The organism is Shinella lacus (assembly GCF_010994755.1).
In the GTDB taxonomy this organism is placed as follows: domain Bacteria; phylum Pseudomonadota; class Alphaproteobacteria; order Rhizobiales; family Rhizobiaceae; genus Shinella; species Shinella lacus.
On the sequence record NZ_WHSB02000028.1, the window covers coordinates 1 to 18,981 of the forward strand.

Below are 18,981 nucleotides of genomic sequence, written 5' to 3' on the forward strand. Positions count from 1 at the left end.
TGCCGTAGCGGGCGATCTCATAATGCTCGACTGCCTGGGCCGAGGAGATGAGGCCGGCATCGAGCGCCGCGGTGCCCTTGTAGTCCTCCATGATCTCCTCGCCTTCCGCGATGATGCCCTGGATGGCTTCGCAGGTCTTGCCGCGCGCCGGCTTGCCGAGCAGTTCGAACACCTGCTCGAGGCGCTCGATCTGGCCCTGGGTCTCGTCGCGGTGCTGCAGGAAGCCGGCTTTGGCTTCTTCCGACTGGGCCGCACGCGCCATCTTGGGCAATGCCTTCAGGATCTGCTTCTCGGCAAAGTAGATGTCCTTGAGCGTATCAAGGAAGAGGTCGTTGAGATTCTTTTCCGAAGCCATTGAAGTTTCCGATCACGTTTTCGAGAGGCTGGACTCAAGAAACCGTTGATCAGGGACGACGTTCCTGCGGTTCGAAAATAAACTCTGTGTGGTGACTGCAACCAGAGATGATGTGGTGAATACCAGAACGCCGATGAATTCGATGCGAAAGCTGCACTGGACGCCGTCTCTTTGATGATGGCCGACTGGATGGCCGCTGTTGTGCTGAAAGGGGCAAAATCGCAAAATGTTCGCAGCATGGCGCGTCAACTCTTTGAACGGCTGATGTTCCACGGACCATCATCACCATTTTCTATTTTTCTCTTCGTGGAACGATGCGGGCGGCACGGTGTTCCTATCGAGCCTGCTCTCAGGCTTGAACGAGGATAGAATCATGAAAAAACTTCTCCTAGCCGCAGCGCTTCTGGGCGCCTCGACTTTTGGCGCCTTTGCTCAGACGTCCACGACCCCGGCGACTGATGGCGACACACCCGCGGTTGCCACACCCGACAGCAAGAATGCGACAGCACCGGTCGAGGGTGCCAACAGCTTCACTGAGGACCAGGCGAAGGAACGCATCGCCGAGGCCGGCTACGCTGATGTCACCGACCTTGCCCTGGACGACAAGGGCATCTGGCAGGCCAAGGCGATGAAGGACGGCAAGGCCGTGACCGTCGCGCTCGACTATCAGGGCAACATCGTCGCCAAGTAAATTCAGACTTCAGGAGATTCCTATGAAAACTGTTACCGGACTATTTGACGACTACTCCGATGCCAGCGCCGCCGTCAGCGCCCTGGAGGCACGCGGCGTGCCCTCCAGCGATATCAGCATCGTTTCCAACAATGCGGACGAACGCCATGGCAAGGAAACCAATGCTGCTGAAGGCGCCGGAACCGGCGCAGGCATCGGCGCTGCTGTTGGCGGCGTCGGTGGCCTGCTGGCTGGCCTCGGCATCATGGCCATTCCCGGTGTCGGGCCGGTGGTCGCTGCCGGGTGGCTCGCTGCCACGGCAGCAGGTGCTGTCGCCGGTGCTGTGGCAGGCGGTGCGGCCGGTGGCCTGATCGGCGCTCTGACCGAATCCGGCGTGTCCGAAGAGCACGCGCACGTCTATGCCGAGGGTGTGCGCCGTGGCGGCACGCTGGTGACCGCGAAAGTCGACGACAGCCTCCACGCCGAAGCCGAAGCCATCCTTCGCAAGTCGAACTGGGTGGATCCGGAGCAGCGGCGCGCCGCCTATGCCGAGGGCGGCTGGACGCGCTTCGATGACACTCAGAAGCCTTATGGTACGGCTGAAATCGAACAGGAACGCCTGCGCTACAGGCGTTAATGCGAGGCAGGAGGAGGCCGGCAATTGCCGGCCTTTTCTTTTTGCGGGTTACAGCGGCGAGTGAACGCAGCCCTTTTCGGCAACTGCGTATCCAATGCCGCTGCGTCTTCAGGTCGCGTTTTTGTCGATCTCCGACAGATCGTTGCGTAGTTGAATCCGGGCGAGTGGCAGCGCGGCAACGAGTGCTACACCTCCCGGCTCGTAAGATATATCCGCTTCGCCAAAGGCCCGAAGGCTGGAAATGATGAGGCGAGATCCAAATCCCTTGCGATCGGGTTCGGAACTTGGAATGTGCGGCCCACCCGCTTCCTGCCAGGAAACCACGAGAACGTCTGTGCCCGCGCGGCGCTCGATGTCCCACGCAACGTCAACGCTCCCGTCTGCATTCGATAAAGCGCCGTATTTGGAGGCATTTGTCAGCAGTTCGTGAAAGACCATCGAAAAGGAGAGGGCCGCCTGCGGTCCCAATTGAACGTCGGGCCCGACTGATCGGAGACGCTCGCTTCCTTGCAGACCGATATTTGTTTTGGCGGCGTCGAGCACGTCTGCGAGCGTAGCACTGACCCAATCCTTCTGAAGGAGGATTTCGTGCGCCCGCGCGTAACCGGCGATACGCGACTGCAGCTTCTCTGAAGCATCATCCAGCGACGCAGCATTTCGCAACGACTGCGTCACGATTGCCTGGACAACGGACAATGTATTCTTCATGCGATGACCGAGTTCGTGCATCAGCAGGCGCTCGCGATCGACACGCTCCCGCTCCTCGGTTCTGTCACGGAGAATCTTGATGAAGCCGATGACGGTGTCGTCGGGTGCACGCAGAGCCATCATCTCGCCAGACGCCCAGAACAGCGTGCCGTCCGCCCGCAAGTGCCACCGTTCGTCATTTCCCCTGCCGCGATTGAGAGCGGCCGTCATTTCCTTTTGGGGAACGCCGCGTTCCCTGTCCTCCTGCGTGAAGAAGACGGTTGCCGGCTTGCCGATCATATCATCGGCCGACCAGCCCAGGATGTTTCGCGCGCCCTCGTTCCAGCTGGTGACGAGGCCGTCAAGATCCATGGAAATGATGGCATAGTCGATGGCGCTCTGGACGATCGCTTCGAGGAAGCGCTCGCGCGAGGAGATCTTGTCAGTAGCCATCGCAATCTTCATCAGCGCGTCCCGTAACGTGTGGTGCCGACGTTATGCCACGGATATGGCCATTTGAGGAATCCGGCATTCCCGCGCGCATCCACGCCCCTCACAGTTTCTACGGGTGTTACATAGCGCTCAGGCGGGTGACGATTTCCTCGAACCGATAGGGTTTGGGTAAAAATTCGGCACCCGATGGCAGTTCATCGGCGCCTGGGGTTAGCCGGCCCGACGCGACGATGATTCCTGCATCTGGAAAACGCCTGGCGACCGCATGGGCGAGATCCACTCCCGTCATCGTACCTGGCAACTGAATGTCCGTGAAAAGCAGATGAATCGTCTGTTCGTCGATAATGTCGGCGGCTTCGTCGGCGGATCCCGCTTCAACGACGTCGAAGCCTGCAGCAAGCAACGCGTCGACCAATGTGAGACGGATCAGGACCTCGTCTTCTACCACAAGAACTTTTCGCATAGGACCCCACTTTCCAATGGGGATCTAATTCTTAGGTCGAGACAACGTTCCGGGCTAGAACTCGCTTCGAAGGCGTTCTCTGAAAGTTCGCCGGGCGGCGACGCAATCGGTGAGGCCCGGGGAACGTTTGGTGACAAAGGCCATTGTCGCACAACAGTCATGCGGAGGCGGCCAATGGAACGATTCTATTTCAAGATCCAGGATCAGGACGGCGTCCTTCAGCCGGACCGCGGTTTCGAATTTTCTGATCTGCAAAGAGCCAAGGAAGAAGCGAAGACCTTGCTCGCCGAGATGGCGGTCGACGGTCTGCCGAATGAACCCGTCGACAGCATTTCAGTCGAGCTGCAGGATGCCAACCGCGTACCAATACTGACATTCCGCCTCGTGCTGGAGGCGATACCCCACGGTGCCCAAGAAATCTGATCAAGATTGCAATCCACGATGCTGTCAGAGAACGTGTTCCGGTGGTGTCAATTCGGATTTAACAATGCGTCATGGATAAGAGTTTTTTCGGACGAGACGCCGTCGCGGTCGCCGCGGATCTCATGGGTATGCGCCTTCTGATCGACGGCGTGGGCGGCATCATCGTGGAAACGGAGGCCTACCGACAGGATGATGAGGCCTCGCACAGCTTCCGTGGTCCAACACCTGCCAATGCCGCCATGTTCGGCGAGCCGGCAACCGCGTATGTCTATCGATCCTATGGGCTGCACTGGTGCTTCAATCTGGTTTGCGAGCCAGGGAGCGCAGTCCTGATCCGCGCACTGGAACCGACGCATGGCCTTGGGGTGATGGCAGAGCGCCGCGCGGGCGTGGTGCTGCGAAGACTCTGTGCGGGGCCAGGCAACCTGTGCAGGGCACTCGGCATCACCGGAGGCATGAATGGCCTTCCCGTCCTGTCGCCGCCCTTCTCCTTGGAGCTCCCCGCGCAAGTTTGCGTAGCAATGAGCGGCGGTCGGATCGGTATCAGCAAGGCAGCCCATCGGCCATGGCGCTTCGCAATGCCGGGTTCGGCCTATTTAAGCAAGCCGATCTAAACACCCTCGAGATCCGGGGAACATCGGCGCTCGGTTCGAGTTTTGGCCTCCGAGACGTCCGATTGGAGACTGAGATGACCGAAACCGAGACGCGCCGTCCGTTGCCCCCGCAGCCGCCTCAAGAACAGAGCCCTCCCGGACTGACGGGGGCGATGAAGCCGGTCCCCGACCATGGCGAGGAAAGCTATATCGGATCGGGTCGACTGGAGGGCAAGGTGGCGCTGATCACCGGCGCGGATTCCGGGATCGGTCGAGCTGTCGCGATCGCATTTGCACGTGAAGGTGCCGATGTCGCCATTTCCTATCTCAGCGAAGATCAAGATGCGAATGAAACGGCGCAATGGGTGGAGACGGCGGGACGCAAGGCGCTTGTCCTGCCGGGCGATATAACGAGCGAGGATCATTGTGAGCATTTGGTTCGGCAGTGCCTGGAGAATTTCGGGCGGCTGGACATCCTGGTCAACAATGCCGCCTTTCAGCGAACGTATGAAGAGATCGGCGATATCAGTACGCAAGAATGGGATACGACTTTTCGCACCAACATCTACGCTCCCTTTTTTCTCGCGCGTGCCGCGGTTCCGCACATGAAGCCAGGGAGTTCGATCATCAATACAACGTCGATCCAGTCTCGGAAGCCTTCACCCCAGCTTCTGGCCTATGCCGCGACAAAGGGTGCAATCTCGAACTTCACGGCCGGCTTGGCCGAAATGGTGGCCGATAAAGGCATTCGCGTGAACGCGGTGGCGCCTGGGCCGATCTGGACTCCGCTCATCCCCTCAACGATGCCGCCCGAGAAGACGGAAAGTTTTGGCAAGCAGTCTCTGCTTGGCCGCGCGGGGCAGCCCGCCGAACTTGCCGGTGCTTATGTGCTGCTCGCGTCCGACCTCGGCAGCTACATGATGGGCGCCGTGGTGCCGGTCACCGGCGGCGGGATCATGATTTGAAATGAGGAGGCTATTTGATGACGGACATTCGTAAGCACGGTTTTGAGAGCGACACCCAGTGGCGGGAGTACCTTGCCGAAATTGAAGAGGCGGCTGCCTCGAGCAGCCTGATCGAGGTGCAGGGACCGGCGGTCGCCCAGGAACTGGCCGACCTTCGTCAGCAGCTTGAGGTGCTACGCGAACAGATCCATGCACGTGTCCCGCCCCGGCGGCCCAGGCAAGATTTGCGGGCGATGGGAGCGGGCGTGCTCTTGCTGCTCGTCACGGCAGCATTGCGGCCCGCCCAACGGCTGCGCCGCTGAGGGCGCCAGGCACGTCCCCTGCAAACTAAAATGTCATATCGGATCAGCACCCATGACGAGACCTTCGATGTCGTGCTTCTGGGTGATCGGCACCAGATCGGTTACGACGCGGCAGACGAGATGTTTCTTCGCCACATCTGGCAAGGCATCGTACCAATCGGGCGTCACCATCATATCGTGTAACGCTGCATGTCCCGCGCCCGGCGCATCGACGCCGAGAACCATGACGGGACGCGCGATTGGCGAGCGGTGTTCGGTACCGCGATGAACCGTCAAGGCGGAGCGGCACGAAATGTCGCCACGTCGTGGATATTTTCGCGTTCCCCGTTCCTGAAAACGTTCCCAGAGTGACTTGTCCGGAAACATTTCGTGCTTCCACTCCCTGCCGTCATCATACTGTGTGCCGGGCGCCACTTCGAACGGTCCCATGTCCTCTGTCACATCGACGCCGGTCAGGTTGAAGGCGAGAGAGGTGATCTTGCGGTCTCGATAGGTATCGACGGGTGAAGGGAAATCGCGGTGCCAGGGCTGATATTTCGCGCCTTGGAACGGCACATCAAGGCCGATTTCAACGATCTGAAAATCCGGGCCGAGCACATTCGTGCAGATGTCCAGGAGCCAGGGATGTGTGATCAGGTCAACGAAGCCCCGGAAAGCTTGCGGATGGATCTCCACATACCAGCGCCGCGGTCCGCGGCCGACCGCGCCGCCTGGCCGCTGGATGGCCGACCAGAAGGCGGTCATCATGTCCTCGCGCATCTCGTCCGCCCATTCCGGGGAGAAAGCATTCTTCAATCCGATGATGCCGTCCTCGGAAAGTTGCGCCATCTGTGCGGCGATATCGTATTCGAACGATGTCTGTGCGGTCATTGCGATGTCCTCCTCGACGGCAAACACGCTAGCGCGACTAATAATTATTAGTCAATGGAAGAATTTTATTAGTTGATGTAGAAATCCGACCAGTGCAGTGGGGTGGGCATGAGCGGTCGGAAGACGAACAAGCGTGTGACGATGATGGATGTCGCCAAGGCCGCGGGATGTTCGCAGGCCACGGTGTCGGTTGTCCTCAACAGTGTCAACGACATCAAGATCTCCCCAGATCTCCGGACACGGGTGCTCGATGCCGCACGATCCTTGAACTACGGCGTGGGAAGTCCAATCCGGCGCGTTGGATTGGACGATCTTCGCGGCGGTTGCGTGGGCTTCATCGTAGACCAGCTCGCGACCACGCCAGAGGCGGTCAATGCTATCGAGGGCGCACGTCACGAATCCTGGGAAAACGACGTGACCATTCTCGTGGCACAGACCCAGGGCAGGGCGGAACATGAACAGAAGGCTTTGGCCCGGCTTCTCCAGGCCGGCGCCCAGGGCATCGTCTACATGTCGATTTTCACTCGGCGCGTCTCGCTGGACCCGGTTTTCAACGACCTTCCGGTCCCTCTTGTCCTGCTCAACTGTTATACCGGTGACCATCGCTTTCCCTCGGTGGTCCCCGACGAAATCAACGGCGGGCGAATGGCCACCGCCTCGCTGGTGGGGCTTGGGCATCGGCGTATTGGCACGATTATTGGCGAGACCTTCATGGAAGCATCGCAGGATCGCCTTGTCGGCTACAGGGAGGCCCTTGTGGAGGCGAAGATCCCCTATGATGACAGGCTCGTGGTGGAGGGAAACTGGACCCCCACGTCGGGGTTCGACGCAACGCAGAAACTCCTGGCGCTCGCCGATCGGCCAACGGCAATCTTCTGCCAAAACGACAAGATGGCGATGGGCTGTTTCAGCGCCGTCGCAGAAGCCGGGCTGCGCATCCCCCAAGACATCTCCGTCGTCGGCTACGATGACGATGAGCTTTCCCGTCACCTGAGGCCGCAGCTCACGACGCTTGAACTCCCACACCGACCGATGGGAGCCTGGGCTCTGGGGCAACTGGGCAGAACGTCTCCCACCAAGGGATCACATCGTGTTCATAAGGTGGGTTGTGCCTTGATCGAGCGGGCATCCTGTCAGGCGATCCTTGAGGGTAAATCGTCCTTCCACTCTGCGCCACCACGGAGGTGACCGGGAACGGGCGTTCACGGTGCGGTTCTCGCGGCGCTGGAGAAACCTGATTTAGGAATGAAGGGTTTAGATCTTTGCAAGACCCGAGCGGGGTGGCAAGAGATTGCTGAATTCAAATACTGCAAAGATAGTGGCAAGCTCGCTGTCTGAGGCGACTTGAACGCTCACGACACCAGCCGCGGTGATGACCAGGGGGCCCTGTCTTGGGTTCGTCCACGCTAAGGAAACTTAGTTCCGGAGAAACCAGCTCGAGGCGAGGCCTCACACGTTTCAGCAACGTGATCATTGCAGCGCGTATCTGACAAGCCAGCTGGTCGACAGGTTTGAACCGCGGTCTAACAAGCGCGCTCAATTCTTAAAAGTTGGAGGAACACCCAATCGATCTACGAGTTATCGCGCAGAGCGAGATATCACGAATAATATAGATCGGCGAAGGCTGGGTTTGCATCCCTCCGGATGCACCCACAAGCCAGCGTCGTTACACGGAAGGGTGCAATAGTGAGAACATTCGGAATTGCCTATATTGCAACCCTCGTGTCGTTCCTGGCCATCGACGCCATCTGGCTCGGCGTCGTGGCTCGCGAATTTTACGAAGAGCAGCTCGGCGATCTAATGCTTCCATCCCCTAATTTTGCGGTCGCCGCAGTTTTCTACCTGTTCTTCGCTGCAGCGATCGTCGTGCTGGCCGTTTGGCCCGGGCTTGAGGCGAGATCGCTGTGGACGGCAGCGGGCTACGGCGCCGTGCTCGGTCTGGCGGCCTACGGAACTTACGATATCACCAATCTGTCGACACTGAAGAATTGGCCGATCTCACTCAGCATCGTCGATATGATCTGGGGGACTGTGCTGACAGCGATTGCAAGCGTGAGCGGCTATGCCGTCGCTCGACATTTCGCATAGCTCTGCTGGTGTAAACCATTTTTTACTCCGAACAAAAACTGGAGATTGGCTTGCGCGTGTCCGAGTATTCAAGCTTCACAAATCAGGCGTTATCCGCCCCTGTCCAAATCTCAAACGCGTTGATCGCCTCAAAACTGGTCGAAATCATGCATTCCGATCCGCGCCCGCATGTCTACATCGCGCTGACGGGAGGTAGGGCAGAGCGGATCGCGAACGCAGCCGGATGTTTCGGTCCGGATATCGAGATTGTCCTACTGCCGCCATGGGACTGTCTTCCCTACGATCGCGTCGCGCCGTCCAAACAGGTGATGGGTCTGCGTATGGATGCGCTCCGTTTCTGGCTGCAACCCTCGTCTAAGCCGAGGCTGCTCATCACCTCATTGAGAGCGGTGCTGCAGCCAATCCCACCTTTTTCTGTCGTGCGGGAAAGCGAGGTCACTCTCGAGGTTGGGCAGCCATTTAATCGTGACTTATTCAGAAAATTCGCGCTTAGAACTGGTTACTCGGAGGAGGCGCTTGCCGACGAGCCTGGCGAGCTCGTGTTCCGCGAGGACGTCGTCGACATTTTTCCCGCTGGTAGCCCAGTTCCGATGCGGATCGTGCTCGACGGCGATGACAGGATCGAGGAGCTACGGTTTTACGACGCTGAGACTCAGCGAACCACTGAAACGGTCGATCAGATGACATTTGGGCCGGCTTCCGAGCTGATCCTCAGCAGCTTCACAGACGCCGCCGATAGTCGTCCCGTATCTGTCGAAGAGCAACTGCTGCGAACTTACGGCACAATGCCGAAGCTCGTTAGTGCCGTCGATGGTAGTTTGCTGTCCTTACAGGAAGGATGGGAAAGCAAACTCGACGAACTCATTGCGACCATTCAGGACGCGACAGAGGCCCGTGCACCGTCAAAGTTGGGCACGCGCCGCAAACCACGTACCTTTTACCTTCACCGGGATGAGTTCCTTCGAGAGATCGCACGTTTTGACCGATTTGACATCGATTACGCCGACGCTCGTCCACAAGGCTCCATTGAAGGGCGCAATCGCCGAAAAGCCTTGGTCAATTTTGTTGATCAGCGGAAGAAAGCGGGCCAATCTGTGGTGCTCGCCGGCTGCGGTCGCTCAATGGGAAATCTGGTGCGCGCCGTGGCTCAGACATCAGATGTGATGGCAGTGGATGACTGGAAGGCGTGCGTTTCAGCGCCGGCGGGATCCGTGTTGACACTGAACTGCGAATTGGAGCGAGGCTTTGCCATCGACCACATTCAGGTCGTGACGACTGCGGACGTGCTGGGCGAAGAGACCGATGAGATCGATACGTCATCATTCTTGAATGAGCCGCAAATCCAGCTTGGTGACGTCGTGGTTCACGAGGACCACGGTGTCGGGATCTTGCAGGGGCTCGAAACGCTTGATGTCGAGGGAATCCGTCAGGACGCGGCGCGGCTCGAATATCGGGAGGGCGGCTCCATCCTCGTGCCGATGGTCGAGTTCGGCAAGCTGTGGCGATACGGATCGTCGCCCGAAACAGTCACACTGGACCGCCTGCACACCAGGGCTTGGGCCAAACGTCGGACCGCAATTGATACGGACATCAAAAAAGCTGCGAGGCACCTGCGTCGACTTGCCAAGCTGCGTCGCCAAACCACCGCGGAAATGTTCATTCCCTCACAGAAGGCTTACGCCGACTTCGTGCGGCGCTTTCCCTACGCGGAGACAGCACATCAGTCATCGGCCACTCGCTCGGTCTTGCAGGATTTGAGCTCTGGAAAGCCGATGAATCGTCTCGTCTGCGGCGATGTCGGATTCGGCAAGACCGAAATTGCCTTGAGGGCGGCGGCCGCAGTCGCTTTGTGTGGCGCGCAGGTAATTGTCATAGCGCCGACCACGGTTCTGGTCCGTCAGCATTATCTCACATTCGAGCGTCGGTTTGCCAACACGGATGTCAAGGTAGAGATGCTGTCGAGGATTGTCGATCGGAAGACGGCAGCGGATGTAAAGGCCGGATTGGCGTCAGGTGACGTCGGCATCGTCATCGCTACGCAGGCGGTTCTTGCGGAGGATGTTCGGTTCGCCCGGCTCGGCCTGCTGATCATCGATGAAGAGCACAAGTTCGGCGCGCGCGACAAACAGGCGATGAGATCGCTTTCGCCCGCATTGCATCTGCTGGCCATGTCAGCGACACCGATCCCCCGGACGTTGCAATCAGCGATGATCGGTATCCAGGATGTCAGCATCCTTGCGACGTCGCCATCAAAACGTCGGCCGGTCAGAACTACACTTGGGCCATTCGATCGCGCTTCCATGCGTGTCGCGCTGCTGCGCGAGTTTCGCCGCGGCGGGCAGAGTTTCGTTGTTGTACCGCAAATCGAAGACATCGACGGCGTTCACGAAACGCTGAAAGACCTCGTCCCCGAGCTATCGGTCCGCGTCGCACACGGTAAAATGAAAGCTGCAGACCTGGACGAGGTCGTGGTCGGATTTGGCGACGGCGATGGGGACGTTCTCCTGTCCACCAATATCATCGAAAGCGGGCTCGATATCCCGCGTGCGAACACCATCTTCATTTGGCGGGCCGATCGATTTGGCCTGGCTCAGTTACACCAGCTTCGGGGCAGAGTCGGACGTGGTCGGACCCAAGGATCTGCAATGCTTTTGTCAGAGGACGACATCTCGGAAGAAACGCGCGCGCGCCTCTCGACCATGGAAGCCTACGATCGCTTGGGCGCGGGCTTTGCCTTAAGCATGCAGGATCTCGACATGCGCGGCGCCGGCGATATTGTTGGAGACGATCAGGCAGGGCACATGAAACTGCTTGGCGTCAGTCTATATCAAAGACTCCTAGAACGCGCGGTGCTGGCGGGCGGAAAGCAGGGATTTCGTGAACAACAGGATGTTGCAATCAATATTGGCATCACCCAATCGATACCCGAAGACTATGTGTCGGACGGCACGGTGCGGCTGAACCTGTATACTCGATTGCTTCGCGCGATTGATCAGGGTGCCCTGGATGAACTGGAAGACGAGTTCGACGACCGTTTTGGCGAGCTGCCTGATGAGGTCTCCACACTCATCCGCCTTGCCAGACTTCGCGTTGCGGCCGCTGCGTATAGTGTCTGCAGGATCGATGCTGGGCCTCGCGGCTTGGCGATGAGCTTTTCAGGTAATCCCACCCTAAAGCAGCGCGCTGCGCTGACGAAATTCTGTCAGGGCGAATACCGGGATCCGCGGCTCGTTTTTACAGTGGCGATGGATGAGGGCCCACAGTGGCTTCTATTCCTGGAGAAAGTCTTCCGACAGAAAGCGCCAATCTGACCTGCAGCTGGCTACTTTCAAGGAACTTCCTGCATTATCGACCGTTTTCTCCAGCCGCTATAGGAGAAAACGCGTGGCGAATATCGAAGATGAAAACGAAAAAGTCTGGGAGCTCGCCGAAAAAATCGGGTTCTGCATGCTTACCACCCAATCCGGTTCAGACCTGAAGGCAAGGCCAATGTCCGCTCATGGCGAGCGGATCGAGAATGCCTTCTATTTCCTGACGGACGTCGATAGTCACAAGGATGATGAGGTCGCTGAGCACCCGAAGGTCTGCCTGGCGTTTGCGGACTCAAAGGGGCAAAAATATGTATCCATCTCCGGCGTCGCCGAGGTGCGAAACGACCGCGAGAAAATCCGCGACCTGTGGTCGACGCCCGCAAAGGCTTGGTGGGACAGCGCCGACGATCCGTCGATCCGCATCCTGAAGGTCACGCCGAACTCTGCCGAATACTGGGACATCCCTGGCACAGTGATCAGCTATATCAAGATGGCGGCGGCGGCGGTTACAAACACAAGACCAAATCTTGGCGACAACGCCAAGGTTGAGATGTGACAGCGCAGGCGGGCAGACCATGCCCGCCTTACTCGCAGATCCTGACATGTTCGATGAGGGCCGTCGATGACTGATACCTTCAAGCCAACAGCAGCAATGGCCGAGCAGGCGGCAAAAGGGTTGGGATTGCGCGAGAAGTTCAAGCGGGGCGGGACCGAAATCGGCGTGGCGCGGGCTCGCGATCTGAAGAACCAACGTGAACTCAGCCTCGCCACCGTCAAACGGATGAAGAGCTACTTTGCGCGGCATAAGGTCGACAAGCGCGCCAAGAATTTCGGCGACGACGACAATCCGTCCGCCGGCTACATCGCCTGGCTTCTGTGGGGCGGGGACGAGGGCCGCGACTGGGCATCCAGCAAACTGAAATAGCACTCGTCGGCTACATGCCAAAAAATCCTAGGAGATATCAGCATGGCAAGGAAGCTTAGCAAGGGCGACAAGGTCGAGTGGGAGACCAGTCAGGGCAAGACCGAGGGGAAGGTGGTCAAGAAACAGACGACACCGACGAAGATCAAGGGACATAAGGTCAAGGCCTCCAAAACGGATCCCCAGTACATTGTCGAAAGCGCGAAGACGGGCAAGCGGGCCGCTCACAAGCCCGGCGCCCTTCACAAGGCTTAGGCGCTCTGTTGCTATCCCACTATTTTGTCAGCCGGCTCGCGCGGCAACGGGTGCCGACGTTTTAACTCCATGGGCCATCGTCAACGAAGGTTGGTGAACCGACATTGAAAGCTGAACCTCTCAGCCAGATTGCTTGCGGAAGTCGATGCGCTTTTCACGCTCCCACGGACCATTCATGTATCTCCACAAATCCATGCCCTCAACCGTCACGGTGGCTGGTTTGAAACCGCGAGACAGCGTTTCGTACAAAGTGTCCGCAGTTGGTCTCGAGACCTTGTTGTGCACGGTGATGTGCGGCCGCCATTTCTGCATATCTTGACCACCCAGCCAGGTTGAAAAGGCAGACTTAAGCGAGGCATGGACCTTCTCAAGGTCAGGACTGTCGATCATGAACGCAACGCCCGCGCCAAGATGGCGAAGGCATTTCACCTCCGCCTGGATTTGCGCCTGCGTCATCGCCTTCTGCTCCAGTATCTCGATGATCCGCTCAAGGTATTCGCCCGGCAGACGATGACACATCGTGAGATGTGCCCGAAGAAAGTTTCGCTCCGGCGGAAAATGCTCACGCCTGAGGCGGTCGAAGGGCTCTAGGTCGCTTTCGTTGATGCGTGCAGTCAGGATAAGGGGCTGGCGGGTCTTCAATCAATGCCCCCTTCTTGCAGGCGCGCAAACCAAACGGCATAGGGCGTGTTCTTGACCAGATGCCTGTTGTAGTCGGGCTCACCGTCCGCCCACCAAACGGGGCCGCGTTCGCCGAGCGCTGTCTTGGCATCGTTCACCAGTCGGCGTGCTTGCGCGATGGCGTCGCGATCGTTTTTTGCGGCGCGGACCGATCGGCGCGCAGACATGAGGTCCTTGTCCAAACGCTGCCTGGTTTCTTCGTCCAGCGCCGGGTTGCTCCTGCGCCAGAGTCGACCGCGAACGACAAAATATCGGCCGTCCGGCGTCTGCGGATACTCGGTCGCTTCCGGGCGCGGCGTCATATGAGTGTCCGCTGCGCAGGCTCGACGACACCAGGCCGCCCGATCTCACCCCGCCTCGCCATCTCGGTTCCGGCGCTGAAGCGAATATCGGCATCCCGATCACGCAGGAATTCGGTAAGAGCCTCCGTGCTGAGACGATCCCACCCCTTGCCACGATCTGCACCAGAAGGCACACGCGGCAACAGGCCGGGCTCGTCACTCCAGGCCAGCAACTGGTCGAGCGACGCAGCGTTCAACAGGTCCCGCAGATGATGGGCTGTCACATAGGCGTCCGGCATGCCTCGATGCGCCGGCAGCCCGATCTTATGGATCAGACCTGCCGGCATCCGCTGATAGCGCAGCATCTGGTTGGAGAAGCGCGGTAGGTCGGGCCAGACCCGCATTGCGCATTTCCAGGTACAGATCCAGGGCAGGCCGCCGGTGAGGCGGGGCGTGCAATATCTCTGTTCGAAGGTAGCGCGGTGGGCCGCGAATGCGTCGATGCTGCCGGAGGGACGCAAGATGTGCGGCGCAGCCTGTTTCCAGTACGGCGCGCTTGCCACCTGCTCGTCGAGAATATGATGGATGGCCATTGTCTCAGGCGAAATCGGCCGACCTGGATTGACGAAGACTGCGCCACGGTCGTCGTTGACGGTCCATCGTCCATCAGGCTCTAGAACGACATCCTGCCATCCGATCTCACAGATGTCATTCGGTCCGTTCCCTGCCGTTTCCAGATCAATGACGCGAACGCGGGATAAGGGCACGGCTTTCTGATCACTCAATCCTGCTCACCTCACAAAATCGAACCCGAACTGCGGTTGTTCCTCATCGCGGCCGCTGTCGTTGCTGAGTGACGACAAGGTGACGCCGAGCAACCTGACCGGCAGTTTGAAAGGATGAACGGTCGCAAGCAATGTCTCAGCGGCGTCCAGAATATCAAAGACGCCCCGATACGACCGCGCAGCCGTTCGGCTACGGGTTACTTGCGTAAAGTCGGAATATTTCACTTTGACGGTGACCGTCTTCCCGCTGATGCCGTGCGTTGCGCAAAACCGCCAGACCTTTTCCGTCAGAGCTCTCGACTCCGCCCTGGCACGGTCGAGATCATCGATATCTTCTGCGAACGTGTCTTCCGCCCCGACGGACTTGCGGATGCGGTCTGGCCGCACCAGCCGGTCGTCAATGCCGCGGGCAATGCCATTGCAGTAGGGGCCGGACTTACCGAAGTGCTCGGTCAGAAACTCCAGCGACTTCGACTTCAGGTCGGCGCCCGTCTCGATCCCGTGTTTCTTCATGCGCTCGGCTGTCGCAGGTCCGACACCATGGAATTTCTTGACGGGCAAGGCTTCCACCAATGCCGGTCCTTTCGGCCGCGTAATCACCGCCTGGCCATTGGGCTTGTTCAGGTCGCTCGCCATCTTGGCGAGGAACTTGTTATAGGAAATTCCGGCGGATGCATTGAGCCCGGTCACCTGTTTGATCTTTGCCCTGATTTCCAAGGCGATCTCGGTTGCGATTTCCATGCCTTTCAGGTCTTCGGTGACGTCCAGATTGGCTTCATCAAGGGACAGCGGTTCGATCAGCGGCGTGTATTCCGCGAAAATCTCACGGATCTGCTGTGAGACCGCCTTGTAGACGTCGAACCGCGGCGACACGAAGATCAGGCCGGGGCATTTGCGGGCGGCCGTGACTGACGGCATGGCGGAATGGACGCCGAACTTTCGCGCCGCCGAAACGACACCGCGTGCCGCCGAACCGCCGACGGCGAGCGGTGGCCCGCGAAGTTCCGGGTTATCGCGCTGCTCGACCGACGCATAAAAGGCGTCCATGTCCACATGGAGGATTTTGCGGACGGGAGCCGAGACCATGAGGTTCATGGCAGAAGACCTTCAGCTGGATCGAACAAAAACAGAACATACCAGTGGAGCGGCAAGAATCCAACTCCAGTTCAAAGAGTCTTCGATCAGCCGCGAAACTACCGACGGTTCCCGACGTTTGTGGGGTAAGGAAGCAACACGGGAGACAGGCCATGGCCGACGACAGCACGATCACCATCCGCGCCACGTTCGAAACACGAGAAGCCGCCGATCTTGCGGTCGAACACCTGGTCCAGCAGTGTGGGGTTTCGCGGCCGGACATTTTCGTTCAGTCAGCAAAATCCGAGAATAGCGCCGGAATTTCACCCTCCGGCGGTGATGCCTCCCATGAGGAAGGAGCTCGCAGCGATGCCAAGCTCGCAGGCGAAATCGAAGTCTCTGCCGATATCGCCGTAAGCCAGATCGCTGCCGTTCAGCGCAGCCTGGGTGAGGCGGGCGCGATACGCGTGTCTGGCCGCTGAGTATTTCTGTTCGGCACTCAGCCGACCCAGTATTGTGTGCGTAGGGTGACAAGCCAATGGTCGACACTCTTTCGACATACCGTTCCAAGCGCGATTTCAAGAAGACGGCCGAGCCGAGTGGCGAGGCTTCCGTCAAGGCGTCGAATCGCCGGCGGTTCGTCATCCAGAAGCACGACGCGACGCGGTTGCACTACGATCTCCGGCTCGAACTCGACGGCGTCTTCAAATCCTGGGCGGTGACGAAAGGGCCTTCGCCCGATCCACACGACAAAAGACGAAGCTTTCGAGATTCTCGGGCTGCACGACTGGGACGCGCTAGAAGCCATCTGTACCATTCTTGCAGAGCGGGATGCTGTCGAAGAGTGCCTGCATTTTGCTCACATCTCCATTGGGTGGGCGACTATGGAAGCTATTGTCGGCACGCAACCCAAGGGGTAAATCCGTCTTTCCATTATTTCGTTCCGAAACCAAACCGTCCCCTTCGGCCCCAATTGGCCGTTCTCCGGACGAGAACGACCTTCATAGATAAGCATTTTCAGCGCCTTAGCTCGATGGAAACGCAGGGTCGGAAGTTCTGATCCCTTCAAGACCAATCGTTGGAACTCGCAGCGGATATATTTCGAGTACTTGGATCGCATTTCGTCGAGATCGTGTCGATTATTCAAATTGGCTTTAACCGAGGCTTCCGTGCAGATGACTTGAGTGTGGCGCAGAATTGGGCCACGACCTGCAAATCACCATCAGGTCCGAATATTTATTCTCGATCTATCTTCGTTATGCCCGGCACACCGTCCGGCCTGATTTGCCGCTTTTGGGCAGCAATGCGAAAGATCGCATTGGCGGCGCCATAGCCGCGATAACCGCGCCGTTCGACGATCTCGAAGAAAAAGCCCTCGCCATATACAGAACTGTAGAGCTGGAGATACTCGCCGTGCTCGTCACGGTCATAGAGGATGTCAGACGCTCGGAGACTATCGGTGAATTCGGCATCGAGGCCGAAGCGAGCCTCGACATCGTCGTAATAGTTGCGGCTGATTTTCAGGCTTCTGAAGCCGTTCTTGGTCAAGGCGTTGGCCGTCGCGAAGATGTCCGCTGTCTGGAAAGCGATATGCTGGATGGCGGGACCGAAATTCTCGGCGATGAAATGGCCGGCCAGGGTGCGGCGGTTTTCGGCACCGTTCAGGGTGATGCGAAGGCCGCCTGAAGGGTCGGCAACCACCTGGCTGCGAACCATGCCGGCCGGGTCGATCACATCGAAAACCGGGGTTTTCTCGATCGCGAGAAGGGACGTGTAGAACAACACGGCCGTAGGCAGTTCTCCGTATTCTACAGTCTGGGCGATGTGGTCGATGCCGAGGAGCCCGGCCGGGGCGTCAGTGTGGGCAGGCTTGATGGGTTCGAATTCCGTCTGCCAGATCCGCGACAGCGAAGGGCTTGCGTCAAGAAAATAAATGACGCTGCCGCCGGGACCATAGATTGCCGGCATCGCCGTTTCGCCCGGACCGGGAGATTGCGTGAAGGCGCCGGCACCAAGGCCGAGCGCACGCGCAAGCGCGCCTACCGCGTCCGATACCTGAAGCCCTATGGCATAGGCTGTCGTACCGTGGAAATTATAGGATGCGCCGGCATAGCCAGCCGTCTCGGTATTCACGACGATGCGGATCTCGCCCTGCTGGTAGACTGTCACGGACTTGCTGCGATGGCGGGCGGTCGGAACAAACCCCATGGATGCGAGAAGCCCGAGGATCTCACCCTTCTCGTCGCCATCCGTGACAAATTCGATAAAAGCGACCTTGCCCACGGCCATGCGATCCGGCATGTCGGGCAGCGGGATGCGGGCATCCGGCTCACGGCGACGAACCTGATCTCCAAGATGGATCAGGGACCGGTAGCCATCCTGCGCGATCTGACGTGGCGAGCCGGCACGGAACTGGTCGTTGAAGATCTCCAGCGAGAAATACCCGTCATACCCGGTGGCGGCCACCGAGCGTGTGAAATCCGTGACGGGAAGGTCACCTTCGCCCGGCATGTTGCGATAATGCCGGCTCCAGTAGAGCACGTCCATGTCGATCAACGGCGCATCTGCAAGCTGCACGAAGAAGATCTTGTCACGCGGGATGGAACGGATCGAACCGACATCGATCTTGCGTGCCAGGGTGTGAAAACTGTCGAGGATCAGGCCGACATTGGCGTGGTCGGCGCGGCGAACCACCTCCCAGGCGTCTCGATGATCGTTTACGTATCGTCCCCAGGCCAGTGCCTCGTAGCCGATGCGCAGTCCCCGTTTTGCGGCACGTTCCCCCAGTTCATGGAAATCCGCAGCCGCGCGATCAATGCCTCCCAGGGACGCCGGGGAGACATTCGAGCAGACCAGAACGAGATCGGCGCCGAGTTCCTGCATGACATCGAACTTGCGTTCGGCTCGATCGAAAGCCCGGTCGCGTTGCGTATTGGGCATACCCTCGAAATCGCGGAATGGCTGGAAGAGGGTGATGTGTAGGCCCTGGTCGCGCACCATCCCTCCGACGTCGCGTGGACTGGCGTCGTAGACGAGCAGGTCGTTCTCGAAAATCTCGACGCCGTCGAAACCCGCCGCCGCGATGGCGGCAAGTTTCTCGTCCAGTGCGCCGCTGATCGAAACGGTTGCAATCGACGTCTTCATCTGGCCCTCCTTCGAAGATTGG

22 protein-coding genes and 1 pseudogene are annotated in these 18,981 nt (G+C 58.9%); 14 read left to right on the top strand and 9 right to left on the bottom strand.

The window, feature by feature from the left end:
* Positions 1 to 355, bottom strand: a 355-nt coding sequence (locus GB927_RS33330) for a YciE/YciF ferroxidase family protein (RefSeq protein WP_256121453.1), incomplete at its 3' end; no start/stop codon positions are given.
* Positions 356 to 728: 373 nt separating this feature from the next.
* Between GB927_RS33330 and GB927_RS33335 the strand changes: the two genes are divergently transcribed.
* Positions 729 to 1,046, top strand: a complete 318-nt coding sequence (locus tag GB927_RS33335; protein ID WP_256121454.1) for a PepSY domain-containing protein — start codon at positions 729 to 731, stop codon at positions 1,044 to 1,046.
* Between the two features lie 22 nt (positions 1,047 to 1,068).
* The gene (locus GB927_RS33340) at positions 1,069 to 1,662 is read left to right on the top strand and encodes a general stress protein (protein ID WP_256121455.1); all 594 of its coding nucleotides are present in this window, start codon (positions 1,069 to 1,071) and stop codon (positions 1,660 to 1,662) included.
* Between the two features lie 108 nt (positions 1,663 to 1,770).
* Here the strand turns inward: GB927_RS33340 and GB927_RS33345 are convergent, their stop codons facing one another.
* On the bottom strand, positions 1,771 to 2,814 hold the full coding sequence (locus GB927_RS33345; RefSeq protein ID WP_256121456.1) for a sensor histidine kinase: 1,044 nt from the start codon (positions 2,812 to 2,814) through the stop codon (positions 1,771 to 1,773).
* Between the two features lie 106 nt (positions 2,815 to 2,920).
* Positions 2,921 to 3,265, bottom strand: coding sequence for a response regulator (locus tag GB927_RS33350; RefSeq protein ID WP_256121457.1), 345 nt, complete (start codon positions 3,263 to 3,265; stop codon positions 2,921 to 2,923).
* A 174-nt stretch (positions 3,266 to 3,439) separates the two neighbouring features.
* Between GB927_RS33350 and GB927_RS33355 the strand changes: the two genes are divergently transcribed.
* The 4 genes from GB927_RS33355 (at position 3,440) to GB927_RS33370 (ending at position 5,548) form a co-directional block, all read left to right on the top strand.
* On the top strand, positions 3,440 to 3,688 hold the full coding sequence (locus GB927_RS33355) for a DUF6894 family protein (protein WP_256121458.1): 249 nt from the start codon (positions 3,440 to 3,442) through the stop codon (positions 3,686 to 3,688).
* Positions 3,689 to 3,759: 71 nt separating this feature from the next.
* Positions 3,760 to 4,302: a DNA-3-methyladenine glycosylase gene (locus tag GB927_RS33360; RefSeq protein ID WP_256121459.1), complete on the top strand. Its 543-nt coding sequence runs from the start codon at positions 3,760 to 3,762 to the stop codon at positions 4,300 to 4,302.
* 74 nt (positions 4,303 to 4,376) lie between these two features.
* On the top strand, positions 4,377 to 5,246 hold the full coding sequence (locus GB927_RS33365) for an SDR family oxidoreductase (protein ID WP_256121460.1): 870 nt from the start codon (positions 4,377 to 4,379) through the stop codon (positions 5,244 to 5,246).
* Positions 5,247 to 5,263: 17 nt separating this feature from the next.
* On the top strand, positions 5,264 to 5,548 hold the full coding sequence (locus GB927_RS33370; RefSeq protein WP_256121461.1) for a hypothetical protein: 285 nt from the start codon (positions 5,264 to 5,266) through the stop codon (positions 5,546 to 5,548).
* Between the two features lie 33 nt (positions 5,549 to 5,581).
* Here GB927_RS33370 and GB927_RS33375 read toward each other — a convergent pair whose 3' ends face one another.
* Positions 5,582 to 6,418 carry a phytanoyl-CoA dioxygenase family protein gene (locus GB927_RS33375; RefSeq protein ID WP_256121462.1) on the bottom strand — a complete coding sequence of 279 codons (837 nt, stop codon included), beginning with the start codon at positions 6,416 to 6,418 and terminating at the stop codon, positions 5,582 to 5,584.
* Between the two features lie 108 nt (positions 6,419 to 6,526).
* On the opposite strand from GB927_RS33375, the gene GB927_RS33380 reads away from it, so the two are divergent.
* From GB927_RS33380 to GB927_RS33405, 6 genes are all read left to right on the top strand, one after another.
* Positions 6,527 to 7,606: a LacI family DNA-binding transcriptional regulator gene (locus GB927_RS33380; RefSeq protein WP_256121463.1), complete on the top strand. Its 1,080-nt coding sequence runs from the start codon at positions 6,527 to 6,529 to the stop codon at positions 7,604 to 7,606.
* 498 nt (positions 7,607 to 8,104) lie between these two features.
* Complete coding sequence (locus GB927_RS33385) at positions 8,105 to 8,506, top strand: DUF2177 family protein (protein WP_256121465.1); 402 nt, start codon at positions 8,105 to 8,107, stop codon at positions 8,504 to 8,506.
* Positions 8,507 to 8,562: 56 nt separating this feature from the next.
* Positions 8,563 to 11,817, top strand: coding sequence for a DEAD/DEAH box helicase (locus tag GB927_RS33390; protein ID WP_256121490.1), 3,255 nt, complete (start codon positions 8,563 to 8,565; stop codon positions 11,815 to 11,817).
* Positions 11,818 to 11,890: 73 nt separating this feature from the next.
* Positions 11,891 to 12,373 (top strand): pyridoxamine 5'-phosphate oxidase family protein, encoded by a 483-nt coding sequence (locus GB927_RS33395; RefSeq protein WP_256121466.1) that lies wholly within the window; start codon positions 11,891 to 11,893, stop codon positions 12,371 to 12,373.
* A gap of 66 nt (positions 12,374 to 12,439) precedes the next feature.
* On the top strand, positions 12,440 to 12,742 hold the full coding sequence (locus tag GB927_RS33400) for a hypothetical protein (protein WP_256121467.1): 303 nt from the start codon (positions 12,440 to 12,442) through the stop codon (positions 12,740 to 12,742).
* 42 nt (positions 12,743 to 12,784) lie between these two features.
* Positions 12,785 to 12,994, top strand: coding sequence for a hypervirulence associated TUDOR domain-containing protein (locus GB927_RS33405; RefSeq protein ID WP_256121468.1), 210 nt, complete (start codon positions 12,785 to 12,787; stop codon positions 12,992 to 12,994).
* A 120-nt stretch (positions 12,995 to 13,114) separates the two neighbouring features.
* On the opposite strand, the gene GB927_RS33410 is transcribed toward GB927_RS33405, so the two are convergent.
* Genes GB927_RS33410 through dinB form a run of 4 tightly spaced genes read right to left on the bottom strand, consistent with a single transcriptional unit; the run spans position 13,115 to position 15,836 of the window.
* Positions 13,115 to 13,636: a 2'-5' RNA ligase family protein gene (locus tag GB927_RS33410; protein ID WP_256121469.1), complete on the bottom strand. Its 522-nt coding sequence runs from the start codon at positions 13,634 to 13,636 to the stop codon at positions 13,115 to 13,117.
* Positions 13,633 to 13,977 carry a hypothetical protein gene (locus tag GB927_RS33415; RefSeq protein WP_256121470.1) on the bottom strand — a complete coding sequence of 115 codons (345 nt, stop codon included), beginning with the start codon at positions 13,975 to 13,977 and terminating at the stop codon, positions 13,633 to 13,635. Before GB927_RS33415 ends, GB927_RS33410 begins: the two co-directional genes overlap by 4 nt.
* Positions 13,974 to 14,741 (bottom strand): exonuclease domain-containing protein, encoded by a 768-nt coding sequence (locus GB927_RS33420; RefSeq protein WP_256121471.1) that lies wholly within the window; start codon positions 14,739 to 14,741, stop codon positions 13,974 to 13,976. Before GB927_RS33420 ends, GB927_RS33415 begins: the two co-directional genes overlap by 4 nt.
* Before the next feature lie 6 nt (positions 14,742 to 14,747).
* Positions 14,748 to 15,836 carry a DNA polymerase IV gene (dinB, locus tag GB927_RS33425; protein WP_256121472.1) on the bottom strand — a complete coding sequence of 363 codons (1,089 nt, stop codon included), beginning with the start codon at positions 15,834 to 15,836 and terminating at the stop codon, positions 14,748 to 14,750.
* A 152-nt stretch (positions 15,837 to 15,988) separates the two neighbouring features.
* Here dinB and GB927_RS33430 point away from each other — a divergent pair, with 152 nt between their 5' ends.
* Together GB927_RS33430 and GB927_RS33435 are read left to right on the top strand one after the other, a co-directional pair.
* Positions 15,989 to 16,297, top strand: a complete 309-nt coding sequence (locus GB927_RS33430) for a hypothetical protein (RefSeq protein ID WP_256121473.1) — start codon at positions 15,989 to 15,991, stop codon at positions 16,295 to 16,297.
* A 56-nt stretch (positions 16,298 to 16,353) separates the two neighbouring features.
* Positions 16,354 to 16,572: pseudogene (locus tag GB927_RS33435) on the top strand (DNA polymerase ligase N-terminal domain-containing protein); the annotation flags it as partial.
* Between the two features lie 479 nt (positions 16,573 to 17,051).
* Here GB927_RS33435 and GB927_RS33440 read toward each other — a convergent pair.
* On the bottom strand, positions 17,052 to 18,959 hold the full coding sequence (locus GB927_RS33440) for a bifunctional sugar phosphate isomerase/epimerase/4-hydroxyphenylpyruvate dioxygenase family protein (RefSeq protein WP_256121474.1): 1,908 nt from the start codon (positions 18,957 to 18,959) through the stop codon (positions 17,052 to 17,054).
* Positions 18,960 to 18,981 lie beyond the last annotated feature (22 nt).

Coding starts and splice junctions, on each gene's coding strand:
- GB927_RS33335 (WP_256121454.1), top strand. CDS start 729: ATGAAAAAACTTCTCCTAGCCGCAGCGCTTCTGGGCGCCTCGACTTTT.
- GB927_RS33340 (WP_256121455.1), top strand. CDS start 1,069: ATGAAAACTGTTACCGGACTATTTGACGACTACTCCGATGCCAGCGCC.
- GB927_RS33345 (WP_256121456.1), bottom strand. CDS start 2,814: ATGAAGATTGCGATGGCTACTGACAAGATCTCCTCGCGCGAGCGCTTC.
- GB927_RS33350 (WP_256121457.1), bottom strand. CDS start 3,265: ATGCGAAAAGTTCTTGTGGTAGAAGACGAGGTCCTGATCCGTCTCACA.
- GB927_RS33355 (WP_256121458.1), top strand. CDS start 3,440: ATGGAACGATTCTATTTCAAGATCCAGGATCAGGACGGCGTCCTTCAG.
- GB927_RS33360 (WP_256121459.1), top strand. CDS start 3,760: ATGGATAAGAGTTTTTTCGGACGAGACGCCGTCGCGGTCGCCGCGGAT.
- GB927_RS33365 (WP_256121460.1), top strand. CDS start 4,377: ATGACCGAAACCGAGACGCGCCGTCCGTTGCCCCCGCAGCCGCCTCAA.
- GB927_RS33370 (WP_256121461.1), top strand. CDS start 5,264: ATGACGGACATTCGTAAGCACGGTTTTGAGAGCGACACCCAGTGGCGG.
- GB927_RS33375 (WP_256121462.1), bottom strand. CDS start 6,418: ATGACCGCACAGACATCGTTCGAATACGATATCGCCGCACAGATGGCG.
- GB927_RS33380 (WP_256121463.1), top strand. CDS start 6,527: ATGAGCGGTCGGAAGACGAACAAGCGTGTGACGATGATGGATGTCGCC.
- GB927_RS33400 (WP_256121467.1), top strand. CDS start 12,440: ATGACTGATACCTTCAAGCCAACAGCAGCAATGGCCGAGCAGGCGGCA.
- GB927_RS33405 (WP_256121468.1), top strand. CDS start 12,785: ATGGCAAGGAAGCTTAGCAAGGGCGACAAGGTCGAGTGGGAGACCAGT.
- GB927_RS33415 (WP_256121470.1), bottom strand. CDS start 13,977: ATGACGCCGCGCCCGGAAGCGACCGAGTATCCGCAGACGCCGGACGGC.
- dinB (WP_256121472.1), bottom strand. CDS start 15,836: ATGAACCTCATGGTCTCGGCTCCCGTCCGCAAAATCCTCCATGTGGAC.
- GB927_RS33430 (WP_256121473.1), top strand. CDS start 15,989: ATGGCCGACGACAGCACGATCACCATCCGCGCCACGTTCGAAACACGA.
- GB927_RS33440 (WP_256121474.1), bottom strand. CDS start 18,959: ATGAAGACGTCGATTGCAACCGTTTCGATCAGCGGCGCACTGGACGAG.